The following is a 20,145-nucleotide window of genomic DNA, read 5'->3' as shown; positions in this document are numbered from 1 at the left end:
TTATTTAGGGTTGCCTATATAGCTGTTAATTTCAAATTTTAAATAATCAAATCCTTTTCCTTTAAAAGGTTGAGTTTGTTGTTTTCCATGATGTTGTTTTCTGTTAGGAAATATTTTATCGGCTATAGATTTATTGGGCGAACCATTTACAAAACAATTTTCTAAGCTACTATTTATAATTTTTAAACTATCTAGGTTTAAAGGCTTGTAGTTAAAAAATTGTTTGCGTTGTATGCGTACACCTTCGGCTATAAATTTATGATCTACCCAAAGTAAATTATTATCCTTATCGTAATATGAGATAATTAATTGGGGTATGGTTACCTCTTGAACTCCTGCGTTAAATAAAACCCCATTAAAACCTTGGTCTGTATATTCTAAATCTTGTAAGGCTACGTGTTTGTATAAATCTGTATTGGCTGTATTGCCAGCAGATTGTATATTGAATTTGGTAGGTTGTTCGTTAAAACTAACAGGAGTAAATTGGTCTGGGTTAAAAGTGGGTGGTAGTGTGTCTTTAGTAGAAGACCATGCAATACCTTCAAAATTAATTTTAAATGTGGTAGTTTCTTTAGGCATTAGTTTATGCTTTACTTGGTGTTTTGCATTATAGTTTGCCAGTTCTTTATTATTATCATTATAGAGTGTGGCTTTTATAACAATATCGGCGGGTGTGTTATCTACATTTTGTAGTTCGCCTATAATGCTATACTGCCCATTGTATTTAACAAGTTTAGCCGATAAGATTTCTAACACGGGTTGTTTTAAAACATCTTCATGATATGTTTCTTGAGTAGTAATTTTTCTTCGACCATGATTATAAAATGTAGTTGTATTAGCAGTAAAAAGTTGATCTGGTGGAATATCATTATCAAATTTTGAAGGTTTGATATACCATTTATTATCTATTTTAACCAGTTCATGATAATCTTTAGAGTAAATGGTTTCTAAAGGAGTTATCCAACTAGTAACCACTTTAGCTTTAGCGCTAGTTTTTGTTTTGTCGTAAATTTCAATGCCTAACGAATCCATTTTAGCATAAGAGCTTAATATGCCATCGGTTACCGAAACCTCTAGCATATATTGGGCAATATCTATATTACTTGCAGGATCGAGGTAAGAATGAGCTCTCGTAAATTCTTTAAAATCTAGCGCATCATAATAAGATTCAACAACGTTGTTAGGCGATAGTTGTGCTACATTTTTAATATAAAACTGATAAATACCAAAGCCCATGCAAATTAACATAAGTAAGGCCCAAAAATGAGAAATTATTAAAAGTTTAGACGGAAATTTGTTATAAGGTAGTTCTAGTTTTATAAAGGAATGTTCTTCTGTTTTTCTAGATTTTAATAGCCTTACCCATACCATTTGAATATTAATAATAAAAGCTATTAATACTGTAGATATTGGTATTACGCCCCACATAATTTTCATAATGGTAGGCACGTCTTGTTTAGGCATAATTTGCGGTATTGGGTCTACATTTAATTTTTCCCAAACCATAATACCGTTTTCAAGCTGTTGCAAACGTTGCCACCCGCAATAATACAGTATAGGGTCGTAAAACTTATCGTTAGAAAAAATATACTTTAAATTGTATTTCTCCGGAACTGTTAAAAATTGTTGTAAAGATCCTATACCTTCTACACCTCTAAATTTCGAGTTTTCTATACGTTCTATAGCTCTTGTAGTAAGTTCTGGTAGTCTTCGTGCAGAATGGTAGTTTCCATCTACCGTCATAGCATTTGTTTGAGCAGATAGCCATGCCATTTGGTCGCCAAAACCTAAGGGTAAGTAGCGCCAAGAATCATGCGAATCTGCACCAAGAAAATTAACAATAGGTAGCATTTTAATTTTAGCGGGTTGCGATGGCCTAAAGTAACCAAGCGTCATAGTAAAAACAACCATAAATAGCATACCACCGGCTATTAAGCCTCCAATTACTCTATGGTAAACCCCGCCAAATTTATGTTGCATTAAAGTTTTTAAATCGCCTTCTACCATTCTGTAAGCAAATTCGGCAAAAATAGGTAATGCCATAATCGTTGCCCAAAGCGTAAATCTATCTAATGTAAGAATATTAAAAGCGGTTTCGCCAAGCATCATTAATGGTATTGGCGTTGTGCCTCCTGTACCTAAAATGGTTAGTAAAGTAAAAGATAGCCCAAAGAAAATATATCGTTTACTAAAATATCTATAAAAGAAATAGGGCAAAACAAAAAGAAAGATACCCCACGGAATAATAAAAAATACCAAACCAGAAGAGGTTACTTCTAAAAAATTATCGCGCGATCCATGTGGTATAGCTACCTGAGTAATTGGGTTTCTTTTGGAATTATACCAATACGGGAAAATGCAAAAAATAATTAAAAACAAGCCAGTAGCTCCAAATTTTGCAATAGGCCAAAAGTGCTTAAGTGTGGTATTCCAAAACACTTTAAAAGTAAGCTCGTTATTTGTGCTTACACGTTCTCGAGCGGCATCCATTACAGCCATGCCAATTAATGGAGCTATAAAAAATACCATTCCAAAAATTGGTGTTACATGATGCGATGTTACTGTTACTGCCAACATAGAAGCCGAGGTGAAAAAATAACGTAGTTTTCCTGTTTTTATCCATAAGTATATTTCGGTCATGGAGTGCAGTAAAATAGAAAGCGCGGTAACACTTGGTAACTGGCCAAATATATGTAGTGTTTCAACAAAAGTAGACGAGAAAACTGCTAAAATGGCTCCGTATCCAGCTACTCTACGGCTTCCTGTCATTAATAAAGTATAGCGATAGGCTCCAGTAATAAATAATACAATAGCTATTAAGGCTACAGAGTACATACCAAATTTTAGCCCACCAATATAAGATAGTAAACCAATAACTTGATGTACTAATGGCGGGTAAGATTGCACGGTAAACCCTGTATACCATCTATATTCCCAGGGATCGAACCAACTATTAGCATAATGATCTGCAAAAAATAAATGAATTAAAGCATCATAAGTAGATTCTAAAGTGAAAAAAATAGCAGAGCCATGAAAAGCTATGCCTACTATTAATGCCAATATTAAAAGGGTGTTGGTTTTTTTGGCTTTCAAATGAATTTTAATTTTTATTTATCTATACAGATTGGTCATTCGTCTATACAAATGTAAGACTTTAGCTAATTTAAAACTTTTCTTAAACTTCACATAGTATTTTTATAGTGTTAATATTAAAAACCTACTATTATGAAAGTATTAGCCATAGACGATCAGCAGTTAGTTTTATTGCCCCTACAAAAAAGACTAAACGAGTTAGGTTATCATGTTAAAATAGAAACCAATGCTAATAGTGGTATATCTCTTTATAATTCTTTTAAGCCAGATTTAGTAATTGTAGATATAAATATGCCTAGTATTTCTGGTATTGATGTTATAACATACATTAGAAAATTAAAAAAAGAAGATACGCTTATAATGGTTTTGTCTGGCGATACTAAAGACGAAACAATTTCTAAAGCTTTCGAGTTAGGGATTAACGATTATATGAAAAAACCTTTAAGCTTAAACGAAATTTGCGCTCGTGTTAAAAGGTTAATAGGAGCTCCAGAAATTACTAAAGTAACAGGTAAAAGTCAAGCTATTATTCAGGAGCGTTGTGTTGGTGTGGTAATTCCTTGCTATAATGAAGAAGAACGTTTACTAAGTACAGAGTTTATAGATTATATAGATAAAAATACAGGCTATCATTTGTGTTTTGTAAACGATGGTAGTAAAGATAATACACTACAAGTATTAAAAGATATACGAAAAGGAAGAGAAGAGTTTATAACGGTTTATAATTGTGAACAAAATGGAGGCAAGGCAGAAGCTGTTCGGTTAGGCATGCTACATATGGCAAAAAAAGAAGATTTGGATTATATAGGTTTTTTAGATGCCGATTTATCTACAGATTTGGCAGATTTTGATGACTTAGTAAAAACCATTGAAACTTCTAGTTTTAAAATAGTTAGTGGTTCTCGTTTATCCAGAATGGGAGCAGACATAACAAAAGAATCTGCACGAAAGATAATTAGTATGTCTATAAATTTTATAATACGAAAGATTTTAAAAATGGACTTTAAAGACACGCAATGTGGTGCTAAAATATTTAGAAAAGATGTTATAGAAATTGCTTTTGCTGAAAAATTTGTTACGCAATGGATTTTTGATGTAGAAATTTTTAAACGTATTTCTAAACATTATGGTTTAAAGCAAGCAAAATCTATGCTTTGCGAACAGCCTTTAAAACGATGGATTCATGCAGATGGCTCAAAACTATCAATGAAAGATTCAATAAAAATTATTGCACAACTAGGCCAAATAGCTTGGGTGTATAGAAAAAATAATAATACCAATATTAACACGGCGCAGTATGCTGTAAATTAAATTAAGATTGTTTACCCGCCAATAGTAATCATACTTCGGTTATTAGTATGTCGCTTTGGTTCTTGTAATTTTTTAACAGTATTCATACCACCACGAACTTTAAACTTAGCTTTAACAGCTTTGTTAATAATAGGCTCAATAGATTTCCCAGCTCGTAATGTTGTTAGTAAATCTGATTCTTCAGCCGAAAACAAACAATTTTTTAGTTGCCCATTTGCTGTTAATCGCAATCTATTGCACGAGTCGCAAAACGGATTTGTAACCGAGCTTATTATAGCAAAACTGCCTTTGTAGCCTTCTATTTTATAGTTTTTAGAAGTGTCGTTTGGAGCATCTTGTAAACGCAAAACTCGATTTTTTGAAAATGTTTGATTAACACAAGCCATTACATTAGCATAAGATACCATTTTACTGATGTCCCATTTGTTACCATCAAAAGGCATAAACTCTATAAACCTAACCGATATAGGATGGTTTTTAGTTAAATTTATAAAGTCTATAATTTCGTTATCATTAAAGTTTTTTATTAAAACGGCGTTTAACTTTACTGTAAAACCTTCTTTAATTAGTAATAAAATGTTGTTGTAAACTTTCTTAAATTCATGGCGTCTTGTAATGTGTTTAAATTTATTTTCGTCTAAAGAATCTAAACTTACATTTATTTTTTTAACACCATTAGCTTTTAAAACGGCAATAAACTTATCGATAATTACAGCGTTTGATGTTATTGATAATTCAACTGGAAGTGTAGCTAGTTTTTCTAATATAACTGGAAAATCTTTTCGTATTAAAGGTTCGCCACCAGTAAGCCTAATTTTAGTAACACCATTATCTACAAACGTTTTGGCTATTTTAAAAATTTCTTCATACGTCATTAAATGGCTTTTAGGAGATAATTTTACACCTTGCTCGGGCATACAATATGTGCAGCGTAAATTGCAACGTTCTATTAACGAAATACGTAAATAAGCATGTGCTCTACCATGTAAATCTTGTAATATTTTTGTGTGGTTCTCCATGTTTTACTTTTTAATAACGGTTAGTCGTGTCTGGCACCTTTTAAAACTTTAAAGCTGTGTAAAACAGCAGGGAAAATAGCATCCATAGATTCTTTTGCGCCATTTGTAGAGCCAGGTAAAGCTAAAACTAGTGTGTTTCCTATAGTTCCAGCAACACTTCTAGAAAGCATAGCAAAAGGCATACGCTCTTGGCCATATTTTCTAATGGCTTCTTCAATTCCAGAAATGCGTCTATCTAACAAAGGTAAAAGTGCTTCTGGAGTTACATCTCGACCAGACAATCCGGTTCCTCCAGTATAAATAACCATATTTATACCTTGTTCTTGATATAATTTTGCTTTTTGTTGAATGTTGTCTTTTTCATCTGGAATAATAACATATTCAGATACTTTAACATGACAGCTTTCAAGTTTATTAATAATGGCTTTACCTGCTTTGTCTTCTTTATGTCCAGCCGAAATCGTATCAGAACAAACCACAACAGCAGCCGTTAAATCGTGTTTGAATTTATCTTTAAAATCTGATTTACCTCCTTTTTTATTTAGTAGTTTTATAGCATGAATTTCTATGCCTTTGTCTATAGGTTTTAGCATATCGTACATGTTTAAGGCTACAATACTTGCGCCATGCATGGCTTCAACTTCAACACCAGTTTTGTAAATGGTTTTAACGGTAAATAAAACGGTTATTTCTAATCCTTTAATTTCATATTCAATGCCAGTAAACTCAATAGGTAAGGGGTGGCAATCTGGCAAAATATCTGGTGTGCGTTTTACGCCTAATAAACCGGCAGCTTTACTCATAGCAAATACATGGCCTTTAGGTACAGTATTATTTTTTATTGCAGTTATAGTTTCTGGTTTACTAACTTTAACTACGGCTTGTGCAACAGCGGTTCGTAATGTTGTTACTTTGTTTGTAATATCTACCATTGTTTAGCTATTTATTTTCCATTGGTGACTCTCGTCTTCAAAAATTTCTTTACCAAATACAGGGACATCTGCTTTAATGGCTTCAACAATATATTCTAAAGCTTTAAAAACCATTTTTCTTCTTGGAGAAGAAACAAAAACAAATAAACAAATCTCGCCTGCTTTAACGGTGCCTAAGCTATGATAGATATGCATACAAGTTAAATCGAATTTTTTAAAAGCAGCTTCTCTAATGTCATGAAACTTTTGGTTAGCCATATCTTCGTAGGCTGTATATTCAATAGCCGAAACTGTTTTTCCGTTTATTTCATCTGCTCTAACTTGTCCTAAAAAAATATTGTGCGCGCCAATACTTGTTTTGGTTTGGTGTTTGTATATAGAGTTGCCTATAAAATCGGATGTTATTGCACCTTCTTTAAATACATTTTTGGGTTTACTGTTTTTCATAGTTATATGTTTTATTTTTTAGTAACAGGAAGTTGCTTTGTTATTTCAAGAGCGCCTTCTTTTAAACTATAACAATTAGAAATGTTAAGTTCTATTAGTTTTTGTACTGCTTGTTTACTTCTTATACCAGATTGGCAAAAAATTATTTTTTGTTTATCTAAATCTATTAAGTTTAAGTTTTCTTCTAATTTGCTTAAAGGCATGTATGTAACTGCTAAGCTTTCAACCTTTGGCAGTTCATTAGTTTCTCTAACATCAATAAACTGTATGTTTTTGTTTGGTTTTATATTGACTATAGAAATTTCTTGAATTTTAGTTTCGCAAGCTATATTTAATTGTTTAAGCTTAAAATTATTTTTTTCTTTTAAAACAAGATTAATAGCTGCTGGGTTTTGCTTAATATTTAAAATAGAAGATGTGGTTGTTAAGGCGTTGTAACATAGTAGTTTACCTGATAGGGTGTTGCCGAGGTTTAAAATAGTTTTTAATGTTTCGTTAGCTTGCATACTTCCTATTATGCCTGGTAAAACGCCTAACACTCCAATTTCTGAACAATTTGGTACGGTTCCTTTTTCTGGTGAAGTAGGAAATAAACACCTGTAACTAGGACCATTGTTATGGTTAAAAACAGAAATTTGACCTTCAAATTTATAGATGGCACCATAAACTAATGGTTTGTTTGTTATAATACAGGCATCGTTAACTAAATATCTGGTTTCAAAATTATCAGAGCCATCTACTATGATATCGTATTCTTTAAATAGGTTTATGGCATTTTGGTATGTTAAAGCTTTTGGATATGCTATTATATTTATGGCATTATTTAGGTCTTCTAAGCGTGCTTTGGCAGCAATGGCTTTATTTTTTCCTAATGAGGTGTTTCCAAAAAGAATTTGGCGTTGCAGGTTTGATAATTCGACAACATCAAAATCTATAACACCAATAGTGCCCACGCCGGCAGCAGTTAAGTATTGTAGTATAGGGCAGCCTAATCCGCCAGCGCCTATAACAAGTACTTTGGCTCTAGAAATTTTATCTTGTCCTTCTTGTCCAATTTCAGATAAAATAATATGTCTGTTATATCTATTCAATTTTATTATTTTTTAATAATGCATTTATATTAGTAGTGGTAGGTTGATTTGTTTTTTGTTATTTATCCTCCAGAAAATGGTGGTAATAATGCAATTTCTGCTCCTGTTAGTTTGGTTTCATTAGAAACTAACTCGTGGTTTTGGGCAACTTTAAAATCTTTATTTATTAGTTGGCTATATTTTGTATATAACGTTTCTAATAATTCTGAAACTAACTTATCTTTAGTGTTTAAAGATTCTTCGTTTGTTTTAGTAATTTCGGCTATTTGCCCGAAGTATTTAATGGTTATATGCATGTTGTACAGCTTTTAATTCGGTTTTTGTATTAACATTTGTTGTATAATACTCGAGTTCTTTTTCTAAAACTATTTGTTTTGATTTACAGCTTTTAATAGCTGTCTGTAAACGATATTGATTGTTTTTTAAATGCTTATTAAAAATGTTAACTACACGACTTTTATATATGGCAATTAAAGGCATGTTTTTGCCATTGCTTTTAATTTGTATAATATCGTTAACAGTATCTGTATTATTAATTAATTTTTGAAGTATTTCTGAATTAATTAAAGGGATATCGCAACTTAAAATTAAGTTGTATTTGGTTTTAGAGGCTATTATTCCTGAAGTAATTCCAGCTAAAGGGCCAGCATTTTTAATGATGTCTTCAACACGTTTTAATTTAAAAATATCGTACTCGTTATTGTCTGAAACTATGATTGTTTCTGAAACTAATGGTGTTAAAGCATCAATACAATATTTAACAAAAGGTTTGTTTTCTAGCATTAAAAAACCTTTGTCGGTTCCCATACGCGAGCTTTTACCACCTGCTAATATTATTCCTGTTGTATTTTTTTTACTAATCATTTTAAATACATATTAATTTAGCACAGGCAATAATTAAAACAAAAGCTAAAATATATCTAAGTATTTGGTTGTTTAGTTTTTTGCTTCCGTAATAACCACCAAAAACACCACCAATTAAAGCGATAATAACAAATAAAAAGGACTGACTTTTTATAGAAACACCACTAGTAATTTGCCCAATTAAACCAGCCACAGAGTTTACCCATATAAATAGGGCAGACACGGCAGCAGCTTCTTTCATTTTACCCCAATGCAGTAGTAAAATTATGGGCGTTAGTATAATGCCTCCGCCAATACCGATAAGTCCAGAAAAAAAACCTATAATAGCACCAACTAATAAGCCTTGCCAAAGTTTTAGTTGTTTAATAGTGTTGTTTTCTTTGCCAAAAACATTTAGCATTTTTAGTATAGCAAACACCAATAAAACGGCTAATATTTTTTTATATAAAGAAGCATGAATCTCTAAAGTGCCGCCTAAATAAGCAAAAGGAATAGATGTAATAGCAAATGGAATAAATAATTTTTTATTAAAATAACCCGCTTTGTAGTAGTAAAAAAAGGAAATTCCAGCAACAAAAATATTAAGTAATAATGCCGTGGGTTTCATGTTTTCTGGGGCAAACGAAAACAGAGCCATGAGAGCCAAATAGCCACTTGCACCACCATGGCCTACACTAGAATATAAAAACGATATTATAGGTAGTATTAATATAAAAAGGTATATGTTTTCGTTTTGTAACATATTATATTTAATGTGGCTAGGTTGTGTTTTATAAATTATATTATAATTTGCTTAAAATGGTAGTGAATAAGGCTAGCAGTTCTTTGGTTTCTTTCATAATTAGGCTTAAAATATCTTTTTCAATCCAATTAAAATCATTTATTATTTCTAACCAATACTCGGTTTCACTTAATTCGTTTTCAGCTATTTTTATTCTGTTTTTAAAATCTATCTTACTTATAGTTCTATTAGCTTCTCTATAATTTAGCCCAATATTAGTACCAGATTTTGTGAGTCTTTTTTTTATAACTTGCGTCTCGATAGCATTTGGTAATACACTTGATAGTTTTATAATAGATATTCCGTATTGTCGCGTTCTGTATTCTAAAGTTTTTGCAAATTCTTGATTATCCATATTAAGAGTTATTTTTTAATTTTTTTGGCTTGTTATAAGGCTTTAATTTTTTCTAATTGTTCATCTAAAAAAATCCAGCAATTTTTATTAATATCATCAAAAGTTTTAACTAATAATTTTCCATATTCGGTTAGTTTAGCACCACCACCGCCTTTACCACCAATACTATTTATAGTTACTGGTTTTTTAGCAGATTTGTTTACAGAGTCTAATAATTGCCATGCTTTTTTATAAGATATATTTAACGATTTAGCTGCTTTAGAAAGTGATCCCGTTTTTTCTATAGCTTTAAGTAAATGTACGCGCCCCTCTCCAAGAAGTACATTGTTTTCAGATTCTATCCAAATTCTACTTTTTATTTTGTATCCCATATTATGTTTTTAAATAGGAAGTTTTATAACTTCAACAGTATCGCCAGGATTAATTTTTGTAATAGTTTCTGGAACATAAACTAGAGCGTTTGATAGTGCAAAAGTTTGAAGCATTGATGAGTTTTGGCCTTCCAATATTTCAACATCATTGTTGCTTAAAATAGCTTTTAAAAATTGAGGTCTGTCACCTTTTTTTTCAAAACCAGAAGTCGATTTAGCTTTAATTCTTGGTAATTCTAAAACATCACGATTCATTATATTTTGTAATGCGATATACACATAAACATAAAAACAAGTAAGAGCTGCTGCAGGATTTCCTGGTAGAGCAAATATTTGGGTTTCGTTTTTAACGCCATAAAACAAAGGTTTTCCTGGTTTTTGTTTTACCTTATAAAAAAGTTCTTTTACTTGTAATGCTTTTAGGGCTTTTCCAACAAAATCGTAATTACCAACCGATATTCCGCCAGTAATAATTACTAAGTTATTATTGTTAATAGCAGCTTTAAGTTTTGTTACTGTTTTATTATAATTATCTTCTACTTTATATAAGGCAATGTTGTAATATTTTAAGCTATAAAGCGCACTTAAAAGCATTTTAGAATTACTCTCGTATATTTTACCATAACTTAAAGGCTGGCCAGCATCTATTAACTCATTGCCAGTAGTTACTATGGCTATATTGGGTTTTTTAAAAACAGAAACCTCTGTGATGCCTAAAGATATTAAATAGCCTATAGCAGCAGGTGTTAATTTTGTGCCTTTTTTTAAAGCGACATCATTTTTTTTAACTTGCTCTCCTAATGGACGAATATTATCATTTAAATTAATTTCATGATTAATAGTTATAATATTACCATTCGGTTTTACCTTCTCTTGCATGACAACGGCATTGGCAGAATCTGGAACAGGAGCGCCTGTAAAAATTCTAATAGCTTCCCCTTTTTTTAATATTGGTTGGTGTTTATCGCCAGCTTTTACTTCGCCAATTAAGTTATATGTTAAACTATCATGAAGTTTTAACGCATAACCATCCATAGCCGATTGCCTAAACTGAGGCATATTAATAGGAGAATAAATATCGTTAAAAAGTATATAGCCATTTGCTTTTTCAACCTGTTTAGTTGTCTGGCTTAAAAGCGGTTTTCCTTCTTTTTTAATTATAGATATAGCTTCTGCAATAGAAATCATAATACACGTTATCGTTATGTTCAAACAAATATAGCGAAATGGTTTTTGTTTTTACTTTTAATGAAGACAATTAAATAATTAATATAAATTTTCTAAAATATTAGATGCTTTTTAAGAATTACACAAAAGCATAATTTGTTTTTTAAACACTCCTTAAAATTTAGTAAATAAGTATATTTATTAAGTATTTATACTTATTTTTGGTTTATAGAATTGAACAATGCTGGTATCAAAATCTAATATTCCGTTTGAAATTAAAACATCTATAGATGGATCTTGTGGTGTATGCAATAAGATAAATTGTTTAATTCATAACCATGCGCATATTCTATTTAATACAAATAAAAAAGAAAGTAATAGTATTTTAAAATGCAATAAGGGTAACCAATTTATTATAGAAGGAGCTCCTGTAAATGGATTGTTTTTTATTAAATCGGGTGCTGTAAAGGTGTTTAGAACCGGAATTAATGGTAGAGAGCAAATAGTTAGGTTTGCTAAGTCATGTGAAATTATTGGGCATCGTGGTTTTGGTACTCAAGAATATTACTCAATAGGAGCTATTGCTTTAAACGATACAGAGTTATATTATTTTTCTAAAGAAAACATGCAAGCAATATTACAAAAACACCCTAAGATTACTTATGATATGATGCTGTTTTACGCTAATGAATTAAACAGAAGCGAAAACAAAGTGAAATTAATCTCTCAAATGACAGTTCGAGAGCGTGTTATAGATACCTTGTTATACATTCATAGAAAATTTGGAGATCTTCGTGGGTATATAAATTTGCCACTCAGCAGAAAAGAATATGCAGATTATGCAGGTACCACCGAAGAGCAAGTAATACGAGTTTTTTCCATTTTAAAAAAAGAGAGACTTATTTCAGCTAAAGGAAAAAAAATAGGTATTACTAATATTCAAAACCTTAAAAAAGAAATTAGCGAACATAATTTCTATTTAGATCTTTAATAGATAGATCAATTCCACGTTTTTATTAAAATCATTTTGTTAATACGTATGTTTACGTATTAGTTGTTGTTAGTGTAGTGTGCTTGTTTTCAGTATTTTGTTTTTAAAACATGTGTTTTGTCAGTTTTTTTAATGGTATAAAAAGAGGATGTAATATGGTTATGCTCATGGAATTGAATTAATACTACTTATATATTTGCATGTATTAAGTATTAATACTTAGTTTAACATAAAACTTATATAGAAAATGAAACCTCTACTAAAAAAAACAATTTGGATTTTACCCATAGCAGCATTACTTATAGCTTGTGGGAGTAAGGAAAAGAAAAGCGCATTAGCAGAAAATGATACTAATGAAGCTTTAAAAACAAAAACTTTAGCTATTGAAAAACCTCAATTAACTTTTGGGTTTATAAAATTAACAGATATGGCTCCTTTAGCTATTGCTAAAGAAAAAGGTTTTTTTGAAGATGAAGGGTTATTTGTTTCTGTTGAAGCACAATCTAATTGGAAAAATGTGTTAGATCGTGTTATTGATGGGCAGCTAGATGGTTCGCATATGTTAGCAGGACAGCCCATTGCTGCAGGAGCAGGCTTTGGTCGTCAAGCCAAATTGGTAACACCTTTTTCAATGGATTTAAATGGAAATGGAATTACAGTATCTAACGATGTTTGGTCTAAAATGAAACCTAATGTCCCTAAAGATGCAAGTGGCAAACCTATTCATCCCATAAAAGCAGAAGCATTAAAGCCTGTAATTAATACGTATAAAACTAATGGGAAAGCCTTTAAAATGGGAATGGTATTTCCAGTTTCAACACATAATTATGAAATTAGATATTGGCTTGCTGCTGCTGGAATTCATCCAGGAATGTATACGGCCGATAATGTACAAGGCCAAATTGATGCAGAAGTTTTATTATCTGTAACACCACCACCACAAATGCCGGCAACACTAGAAGCTGGAACTATTTATGGTTATTGCGTAGGCGAACCATGGAATCAGCAAGCTGTATTTAAAGGCATTGGCGTACCTGTAACAACTAATTACGATATCTGGAAAAATAATCCAGAAAAAGTATTTGTAATGACAAAGAAATTTGTTGAAGATAACCCTAATACGGCTATTGCTGTAACAAAAGCATTAATTAGAGCAGGAAAATGGTTAGATGTTCCAGAAAACAGAGCAGAAGCAGTAAAAATTCTATCTATGTCTCAATATGTTGGTGCTCCAGAAGCTGTATTAGCAAATTCTATGACAGGTACATTTGAATTTGAAAAGGGCGATAAGCGTGAAATGGAAGATTTTAATGTGTTTTACAAGTATAATGCTACATATCCATTCTTTTCAGATGGTATTTGGTTTTTAACTCAAATGCGCAGATGGGGGCAAATTCCTGAAACAAAACCAGCAGATTGGTATGCTAATACTATTAAGGATATTTATAGACCAGATATATGGAAAAAAGCTGCTAAACTTTTAGTTGAGGAAGGGCATATACCTGCAACCGATATTCCAATTACAGACGGATACAAACCAGTAACTACCGATTTTATAGACGGAAAACCATACAATGCTAAAGATCCTATTACATATATAAACAGTTTTAATATAGGCAATAAAGACAAAGCTTTACAATAAAAATAATCACAGATTAATATATAACAATTAGAAAAATGAAGCAAAGTATAACATTAGGAAAAATAACCAAATTTATGGGGTTAGGTTTTTTAAGTACATTAAAAGACTTATTTACAGGGAAGCTAGAAAAGGAAAATTTTATTAATTTTCTTCGTAAAGTGGTTGTACCAATTGCTTCCATTTTATTATTTATTGGTTTGTGGCATTTAGGGGCAAAAGCCTTATATAATATAGAAGCAGAATTTAAAATTGAAAAAGCCCTAACCGACCAAGGAGAAGAAGCTGCCAATGCTTTACAATTATGTATTGCATCTGGTGATTCTAGTTGTCAACCAAATACATTACCCTCTCCCAGTCAGGTTTGGGCTTCATATAAATCTTTATTAAGAGATCATAATATAATTGCAGCAGATAAAGCTGCGTTTGTTAAAAAAACAGCAGCGTTAAATAGTAAACGACATGCAAGCGGGTTAGAGCCTATTACTTATACCGGAAGACCATCGTTTGTAGATCAAATAGTAAGAAGTTTAAAAACGGTTTTCGCAGGGTTTTTACTAGCATTACTTATTGCTGTGCCTTTAGGTGTATTTATTGGTTTAAGTCCTACCTTAAAAAGTGCATTTAACTGGTTTATTCAAATATTTAAACCAGTTTCTCCAGTAGTGTGGTATTTATTGGTATTCATGATTGTAAAAACATTACTTATAGATTCAAATGAAGACAGTTCATTTACCATATCGTTCATAAGTGTTGGTTTGTGCTCAATGTGGGCAACATTAGTAAATACAGCTATGGGAGTATCTTCAGTAGATAAAGATTATATAAATGTTGCTAAAGTGTTAAAGCTAGGTAGTTTTCAAAAAATATTTAAAGTGGTGTTACCATCATCTTTGCCATTAATATTTACGGGCCTAAAAATTACACTATCTGTTGCATGGATGGTTTTAATTGCTATCGAGTTATTGGCACAAAGTCCAGGATTAGGACTGTTTGTATGGGAGGAATTTCAAAATGGCGCAAACGATTCTAATGCAAAAATAATAGTTGCCATGTTTGTAATTGGTATTATAGGTTTTTTGTTAGACCGATTAATGTTAACCATACAAAATTGGGTGAGTTTTGATAAAAATGAAGCAATCTAAATAATGCATATAAGTTTAATGTATTAAACACATTAACAGTTAAATAAATAATAAAATGGCATACTTAGAATTAAATAATATATATAAAACTTACGGGGAGGACGATAACAAAACCGAGGTGCTTTCAAATATAAATTTAAAGATTGAAGAAGGCGAGTTTGTTGCCATTGTAGGCTTTACAGGTAGCGGAAAAACAACATTGGTAAACCTAATTAATGGATTAATAGAGCCTACAAAGGGAGAGGTTTTGTTTAAAGAAAAACCAGTACAAGGTACAAGCCATGAACGTGGGGTAATATTTCAGAATTATTCATTATTACCTTGGCTAACAGTTGGACAGAATGTGTTTATGGCAGTAAAAGAAGCATTTCCTGAAAAAAGCAAGAAAGCTTTAAATGATATTGTTGCAAATTATGTTGAAATGGTAAGTTTAACACCAGCAATTAATAAACGCCCTAAAGAATTATCTGGTGGGATGCGCCAGCGTGTTGCAGTTGCTAGAGCATTAGCCATGAAGCCAGAAATGATTATTATGGACGAACCGCTTGGTGCTCTAGATGCTTTAACACGCGGAAACCTTCAAGACGAAATTTTAAATATTTGGGAAAAAGATAAACGCACAGCATTATTAATAACTAATGATGTAGATGAAGGAATTTATATGGCAGATCGTATTATCCCTTTGCGCCCAGGGCCAAATGCAACTTTAGGCCCCGAGTTTGTAATTGACATAGAACGCCCTCGAGATAAAACAGAAATGAATGATAATGCAAGTTTTAAAGAAACTAGAAATGCCATTATTGAATATTTAATGAAAATTGGTAATGAAAGAAAATCAAAATCAGAAAAAGAATATATACTTCCTGAATTAAGCCCTAAAGATTTTGTAAACCAATTTAAATAAGAAAACTTATGAGTTTGATATTAGAAAACAATAAAACAACTGGATTAACCCATAATAGTCTATTTCCATCTAGAGATGTGATGTTGGATTTAAAAAACCTTAAGAAAGTATACCCAACACCAAAGGGAGATTATGTAGTTCTAGAAGATTTAAATCTTCAAATAAAAAAGGAAGAATTTGTGACTATTATTGGTCATTCTGGTTGTGGAAAAACAACTATGCTTTCTATGATAGCAGGATTAAACCCTATTTCGGGTGGTAATATTTCGGTTCTAGGAAAATATATTAAAGGACCAGGGCCAGATCGAGGTGTAATTTTTCAAGCACCAAGCTTAATGCCATGGATGACTACTTTGCAAAATGTAATGCTAGGAGTAAACCAAGTTTTTCCGCATGCAACAAAGTTACAACGAACAGATGTTGCAAAATATTATTTGCAGAAAGTAGGTTTAGAAGATGCTTTTAATAAACGTGCTTCAGAATTATCGCAAGGTATGCAGCAACGCGTAGGAATAGCAAGAGCCTTTGCTATTAAGCCTAAAGTATTATTGTTAGATGAACCATTTGGAATGTTAGACTCGTTAACTAGAGGCGAACTTCAGGATATTTTAATAGAAATTTGGAATAAAGAAAAAATTACTGCGGTTATGATAACACATGATGTTGATGAAGCTATTTTTTTGGCAGATCGTGTTGTAATGATGACTAGTGGTCCAAAAGCGAAAATAGGCGACATACTAAATATTGATTTTAAAAGACCCAGAACTAGAAAAGCGGTTTTAGAGCATGATAATTACTACAAATACAGAAAACATTTAATAGATTTCTTAGAGCATTAATTAGAAAATAAGCATTAAAATTTTAAAGTAATAAATTATGATTTCGAAAAGTATTTTTCTTAATCAAGGGATATTATTAATCCTTTTTTAAATAAAAAACGAAAAATTAAAACTAACTCAAATTTAAAAATAAGTAACATGAAAAAACAATATGTAATATTAGGCTTGATAGCATTTATGATTCAGTTTACACAAGCACAATTCACACTAGATGGTGAGTTTAGACCAAGAACAGAGTACAGAAACGGATTTGGAAGTTTAATTGCAGATAATGCAGATGCTGGGTTTGGTATTTCTACAAGAGCACGTTTAAATGCGGGCTATAAAACTGAAGCATATAAATTTTATTTAAGCATGCAAGATGTTTTGGTATGGGGAGAAAATAGACAGATTTTGCCTTACGATCAAAATAATTCGTTTGCTATTTTTCAAGCTTGGGCAGATATTAATTTAGGTAAAGGCTGGTCTACAAAAATAGGTCGCCAAGTTTTATCTTATGATGATCAAAGAATTTTAGGAGGTCTAGACTGGGCACAACAAGGGCGTAATCATGATGCCGCTTTAATTAAGTATAAAAAAGATAAATTTATTTTTGATTTGGCTCTAGCATTTAATCAAGATTATTCAAACCCAACCGGGTTTGTATCTGCAGGAACAGCATATAATACAACAGGTTTTTTCTCGTATAAAACTATGCAAATGCTATATTTAAAACAATCATGGGAAAACCTATCTGGTAGTTTATTGGTAATGAATAATGGTTTTCAAGAGTTTAATGTGAATAGCGAAGCAGATGGCGTAAGTAATTTACAAACTATTGGTACACATTTAAATTATAAAAAAGGAGCTTTTGGAGCAGCGTTTAATGCTTTCATTCAAACAGGGAAACGACAAGGAGAAGTTGATGTTAAAGGAGCGCATCTATTAGGCTTAGATTTTTCTTATAAAGCATCGCCAAAAGTAGGTTTAGGTGCTGGTGTAGAAATTATAAGTGGTAATGATGCCAACGCAGGAGAAACAGGTGCTTTCTTCCCATTATATGGTACAAACCACAAGTTTAATGGGTTTATGGATTATTTCTATGTAGGTAATCATGCCAATTCTATTGGCTTAGTAGATATTCATGTAAGCGCAAACTTTATCCTAAACAATTCTTCTAGCTTAATGATAAAGGCTTTAAATTTTAGTGGAGAGCAAGAACTAGCAAGTGGAGAGAAATCTTTAGGAACAGAAATCGATTTAGTATACAAAAAGAAATTTAAAGGTTATGCTTTGGTGGCAGGATATTCTCAAATGTTTGTTAATGATGGTATGTATGAGTTAAAAGGTGTTACAGAAAACGCCGCATCAAACGCACAAAATTGGGCTTGGGTTATGCTTGTGTTAAAACCTAAGTTTATTAACTAAATAAAAAAAGTTGTTAGTAATTGGATAATATTTCATTTTTTAATGTTATTAGTTTGTAATCCAATTTCTATTTTTTGAATCCCGCTATGGCGGGATTCCTTTTTTTATACTAGCTATCGATTTTTTTGTTGTGGGAAAATCCAAATACATTTCTTACATTTAAGCAGTAAACAATAAATATGCTTAAAAAAGTTTTTGCAAGCGCCGTATTTGGTGTAGAGGCTTCAACCATAACTGTTGAGGTTAATGTAGATAAAGGTGTTGGTTATCATCTTGTAGGTTTGCCAGATAATGCTATTAAAGAAAGTAATTTTAGAATTGCAGCTGCACTTCAAAATAACGGTTATAGAATTCCCGGAAAAAAAATTATTATAAATATGTCTCCTGCCGATTTGCGAAAGGAGGGAAGTGCTTACGATTTAACATTAGCTATAGGTATTTTAGCATCAACAAATCAAATTAAAGCTGATAATTTAGATAAATACTTAATTATGGGCGAGTTGTCTTTAGATGGCACATTGCAACCTATAAAAGGAGCATTACCCATTGCTGTTAAGGCAAGAGAAGAAGGATTTAAAGGCTTTATTCTTCCCGCTGAAAATGCCAAAGAGGCAGCCATAGTTGATAACTTAGAAGTCTTTGGCGTAAATAATATAAAACAAGTTATTAATTTTTTTGATAAGGCTCAACCTTTAGAGCAAACCATAATTAATACCAGAGAAGAATTTGAAAAAAGTTTAAATTTTCCAGAGTTCGATTTTTCCGATGTAAAAGGGCAAGAAGGTATAAAACGTTGTATGGAAATTGCAGCAGCTGGCGGACATAATATTATTTTAATTGGCCCTCCAGGAGCAGGAAAAACAATGTTAGCAAAGCGTTTGCCAAGTATTTTACCACCAATGACACTCCATGAGGCTTTAGAAACCACAAAAATTCATTCTGTAGTAGGGCGTGTAAAAGACTCCGGTTTAATGGCACAACGCCCGTTTCGAAGCCCGCACCATACTATAAGCAATGTAGCATTAGTAGGCGGAGGAAGCTATCCGCAACCAGGAGAAATTTCGCTATCTCATAATGGTGTTTTGTTTTTAGATGAACTCCCAGAATTTAAACGCGAAGTTCTGGAAGTTATGCGTCAACCTTTAGAAGATAGAGAAGTTACAATTTCTAGAGCAAAATTTACAGTAACCTATCCGTCTTCATTTATGTTAGTGGCAAGTATGAACCCTAGTCCAAGTGGTTTTTTTAACGATCCAGATGCACCAATAACATCGTCGCCTGCAGAAATGCAACGATATTTAGGGAAGATATCTGGGCCACTTTTAGACAGGATTGATATTCATATAGAGGTAACCCCTGTACCTTTTGATAAGCTGAGTGACGATAGAAAAGGAGAAACCTCTGTTGATATAAGAAAACGTGTTACTAAGGCTAGAGAAGTGCAAACCAAACGTTTTAAAGCTTCTGATGCCGTACATTATAACGCACAAATGAATACCAAACAAATTAGAACATATTGTGTTTTAGACGAAGCTTCAAAACAGCTTTTAAAAACCGCCATGGAGCGTTTAAATTTATCGGCAAGAGCTTACGATAGAATTTTAAAAGTCTCTAGAACCATAGCAGACTTAGAAGGTGCTGCCGAGGTAAATGGCGCGCATATTAGTGAGGCAATACAATACCGTAGTCTAGATCGAGATGGTTGGTTAGGCTAATTTTTAATAACCTAAGTTGTAGTGTAAGGTGTTGGTTGTAAGTTTATAGAGTTTAACAAAACCTAAAAAAATCT

At 31.9% G+C, this 20,145-nt stretch carries 19 protein-coding genes; 8 read left to right on the top strand and 11 right to left on the bottom strand.

From position 1 onward, the window contains the following. A complete protein-coding gene (locus ACNG5D_RS08855; RefSeq protein ID WP_418183156.1) occupies nucleotides 1–3,093 on the bottom strand; it encodes a hypothetical protein in 3,093 nt (1,030 codons plus the stop codon). Between the two features lie 132 nt (nucleotides 3,094–3,225). On the opposite strand from ACNG5D_RS08855, the gene ACNG5D_RS08850 reads away from it, so the two are divergent. Then, nucleotides 3,226–4,404: a response regulator gene (locus ACNG5D_RS08850; protein ID WP_418183155.1), complete on the top strand. Its 1,179-nt coding sequence runs from the start codon at nucleotides 3,226–3,228 to the stop codon at nucleotides 4,402–4,404. 11 nt (nucleotides 4,405–4,415) lie between these two features. On the opposite strand, the gene moaA is transcribed toward ACNG5D_RS08850, so the two are convergent. The 10 genes from moaA to ACNG5D_RS08800 all read right to left on the bottom strand — a co-directional run bounded on the left by moaA (nucleotide 4,416) and on the right by ACNG5D_RS08800 (nucleotide 11,452). Further along, a complete protein-coding gene (moaA, locus tag ACNG5D_RS08845) occupies nucleotides 4,416–5,423 on the bottom strand; it encodes a GTP 3',8-cyclase MoaA (protein ID WP_418183154.1) in 1,008 nt (335 codons plus the stop codon). A gap of 20 nt (nucleotides 5,424–5,443) precedes the next feature. Next, on the bottom strand, nucleotides 5,444–6,355 hold the full coding sequence (gene moaCB, locus ACNG5D_RS08840; RefSeq protein WP_418183153.1) for a bifunctional molybdenum cofactor biosynthesis protein MoaC/MoaB: 912 nt from the start codon (nucleotides 6,353–6,355) through the stop codon (nucleotides 5,444–5,446). Nucleotides 6,356–6,358: 3 nt separating this feature from the next. After that, entirely contained in the window at nucleotides 6,359–6,802 is a 444-nt protein-coding gene (locus ACNG5D_RS08835) for a molybdenum cofactor biosynthesis protein MoaE (RefSeq protein ID WP_418183152.1), read from the bottom strand. Nucleotides 6,803–6,813: 11 nt separating this feature from the next. Further along, on the bottom strand, nucleotides 6,814–7,893 hold the full coding sequence (gene moeB / locus ACNG5D_RS08830; protein WP_418183151.1) for a molybdopterin-synthase adenylyltransferase MoeB: 1,080 nt from the start codon (nucleotides 7,891–7,893) through the stop codon (nucleotides 6,814–6,816). A 62-nt stretch (nucleotides 7,894–7,955) separates the two neighbouring features. Continuing rightward, nucleotides 7,956–8,189: a MoaD/ThiS family protein gene (locus ACNG5D_RS08825; RefSeq protein WP_418183150.1), complete on the bottom strand. Its 234-nt coding sequence runs from the start codon at nucleotides 8,187–8,189 to the stop codon at nucleotides 7,956–7,958. Then, a complete protein-coding gene (mobA, locus tag ACNG5D_RS08820; RefSeq protein WP_418183149.1) occupies nucleotides 8,173–8,757 on the bottom strand; it encodes a molybdenum cofactor guanylyltransferase in 585 nt (194 codons plus the stop codon). The genes ACNG5D_RS08825 and mobA overlap by 17 nt, the downstream gene beginning before the upstream one ends. A 1-nt stretch (nucleotide 8,758) precedes the next feature. Beyond that, complete coding sequence (locus tag ACNG5D_RS08815; RefSeq protein ID WP_418183148.1) at nucleotides 8,759–9,499, bottom strand: sulfite exporter TauE/SafE family protein; 741 nt, start codon at nucleotides 9,497–9,499, stop codon at nucleotides 8,759–8,761. 40 nt (nucleotides 9,500–9,539) lie between these two features. Continuing rightward, entirely contained in the window at nucleotides 9,540–9,893 is a 354-nt protein-coding gene (locus ACNG5D_RS08810) for a four helix bundle protein (protein WP_418183147.1), read from the bottom strand. A gap of 32 nt (nucleotides 9,894–9,925) precedes the next feature. Continuing rightward, the gene (locus tag ACNG5D_RS08805; RefSeq protein ID WP_418183146.1) at nucleotides 9,926–10,264 is read right to left on the bottom strand and encodes a winged helix-turn-helix domain-containing protein; all 339 of its coding nucleotides are present in this window, start codon (nucleotides 10,262–10,264) and stop codon (nucleotides 9,926–9,928) included. A gap of 9 nt (nucleotides 10,265–10,273) precedes the next feature. Continuing rightward, a complete protein-coding gene (locus ACNG5D_RS08800) occupies nucleotides 10,274–11,452 on the bottom strand; it encodes a molybdopterin molybdotransferase MoeA (RefSeq protein ID WP_418183145.1) in 1,179 nt (392 codons plus the stop codon). A gap of 220 nt (nucleotides 11,453–11,672) precedes the next feature. Between ACNG5D_RS08800 and ACNG5D_RS08795 the strand changes: the two genes are divergently transcribed. From ACNG5D_RS08795 to ACNG5D_RS08765, 7 genes are all read left to right on the top strand, one after another. Continuing rightward, nucleotides 11,673–12,422, top strand: coding sequence for a Crp/Fnr family transcriptional regulator (locus tag ACNG5D_RS08795; protein WP_418183144.1), 750 nt, complete (start codon nucleotides 11,673–11,675; stop codon nucleotides 12,420–12,422). A gap of 247 nt (nucleotides 12,423–12,669) precedes the next feature. After that, a complete protein-coding gene (locus ACNG5D_RS08790; RefSeq protein ID WP_418183143.1) occupies nucleotides 12,670–14,064 on the top strand; it encodes a CmpA/NrtA family ABC transporter substrate-binding protein in 1,395 nt (464 codons plus the stop codon). A gap of 35 nt (nucleotides 14,065–14,099) precedes the next feature. Then, nucleotides 14,100–15,206, top strand: a complete 1,107-nt coding sequence (locus ACNG5D_RS08785; protein ID WP_418183142.1) for an ABC transporter permease — start codon at nucleotides 14,100–14,102, stop codon at nucleotides 15,204–15,206. A 55-nt stretch (nucleotides 15,207–15,261) separates the two neighbouring features. Next, entirely contained in the window at nucleotides 15,262–16,110 is an 849-nt protein-coding gene (locus tag ACNG5D_RS08780) for an ABC transporter ATP-binding protein (RefSeq protein ID WP_418183141.1), read from the top strand. Between the two features lie 8 nt (nucleotides 16,111–16,118). Then, nucleotides 16,119–16,949, top strand: a complete 831-nt coding sequence (locus ACNG5D_RS08775; protein WP_418183140.1) for an ABC transporter ATP-binding protein — start codon at nucleotides 16,119–16,121, stop codon at nucleotides 16,947–16,949. A 138-nt stretch (nucleotides 16,950–17,087) separates the two neighbouring features. Then, entirely contained in the window at nucleotides 17,088–18,356 is a 1,269-nt protein-coding gene (locus ACNG5D_RS08770; RefSeq protein ID WP_418183139.1) for an alginate export family protein, read from the top strand. A 179-nt stretch (nucleotides 18,357–18,535) separates the two neighbouring features. Beyond that, entirely contained in the window at nucleotides 18,536–20,071 is a 1,536-nt protein-coding gene (locus tag ACNG5D_RS08765) for a YifB family Mg chelatase-like AAA ATPase (protein WP_418183138.1), read from the top strand. The last annotated feature ends 74 nt before the right edge of the window (nucleotides 20,072–20,145 follow it).

This window comes from Algibacter ulvanivorans (assembly GCF_048381495.1).
Lineage (GTDB): Bacteria > Bacteroidota > Bacteroidia > Flavobacteriales > Flavobacteriaceae > Algibacter_B > Algibacter_B ulvanivorans.
The sequence above is the reverse complement of the archived record's forward strand: the minus strand, read 5'-3'. Positions and strand labels throughout refer to the sequence as shown.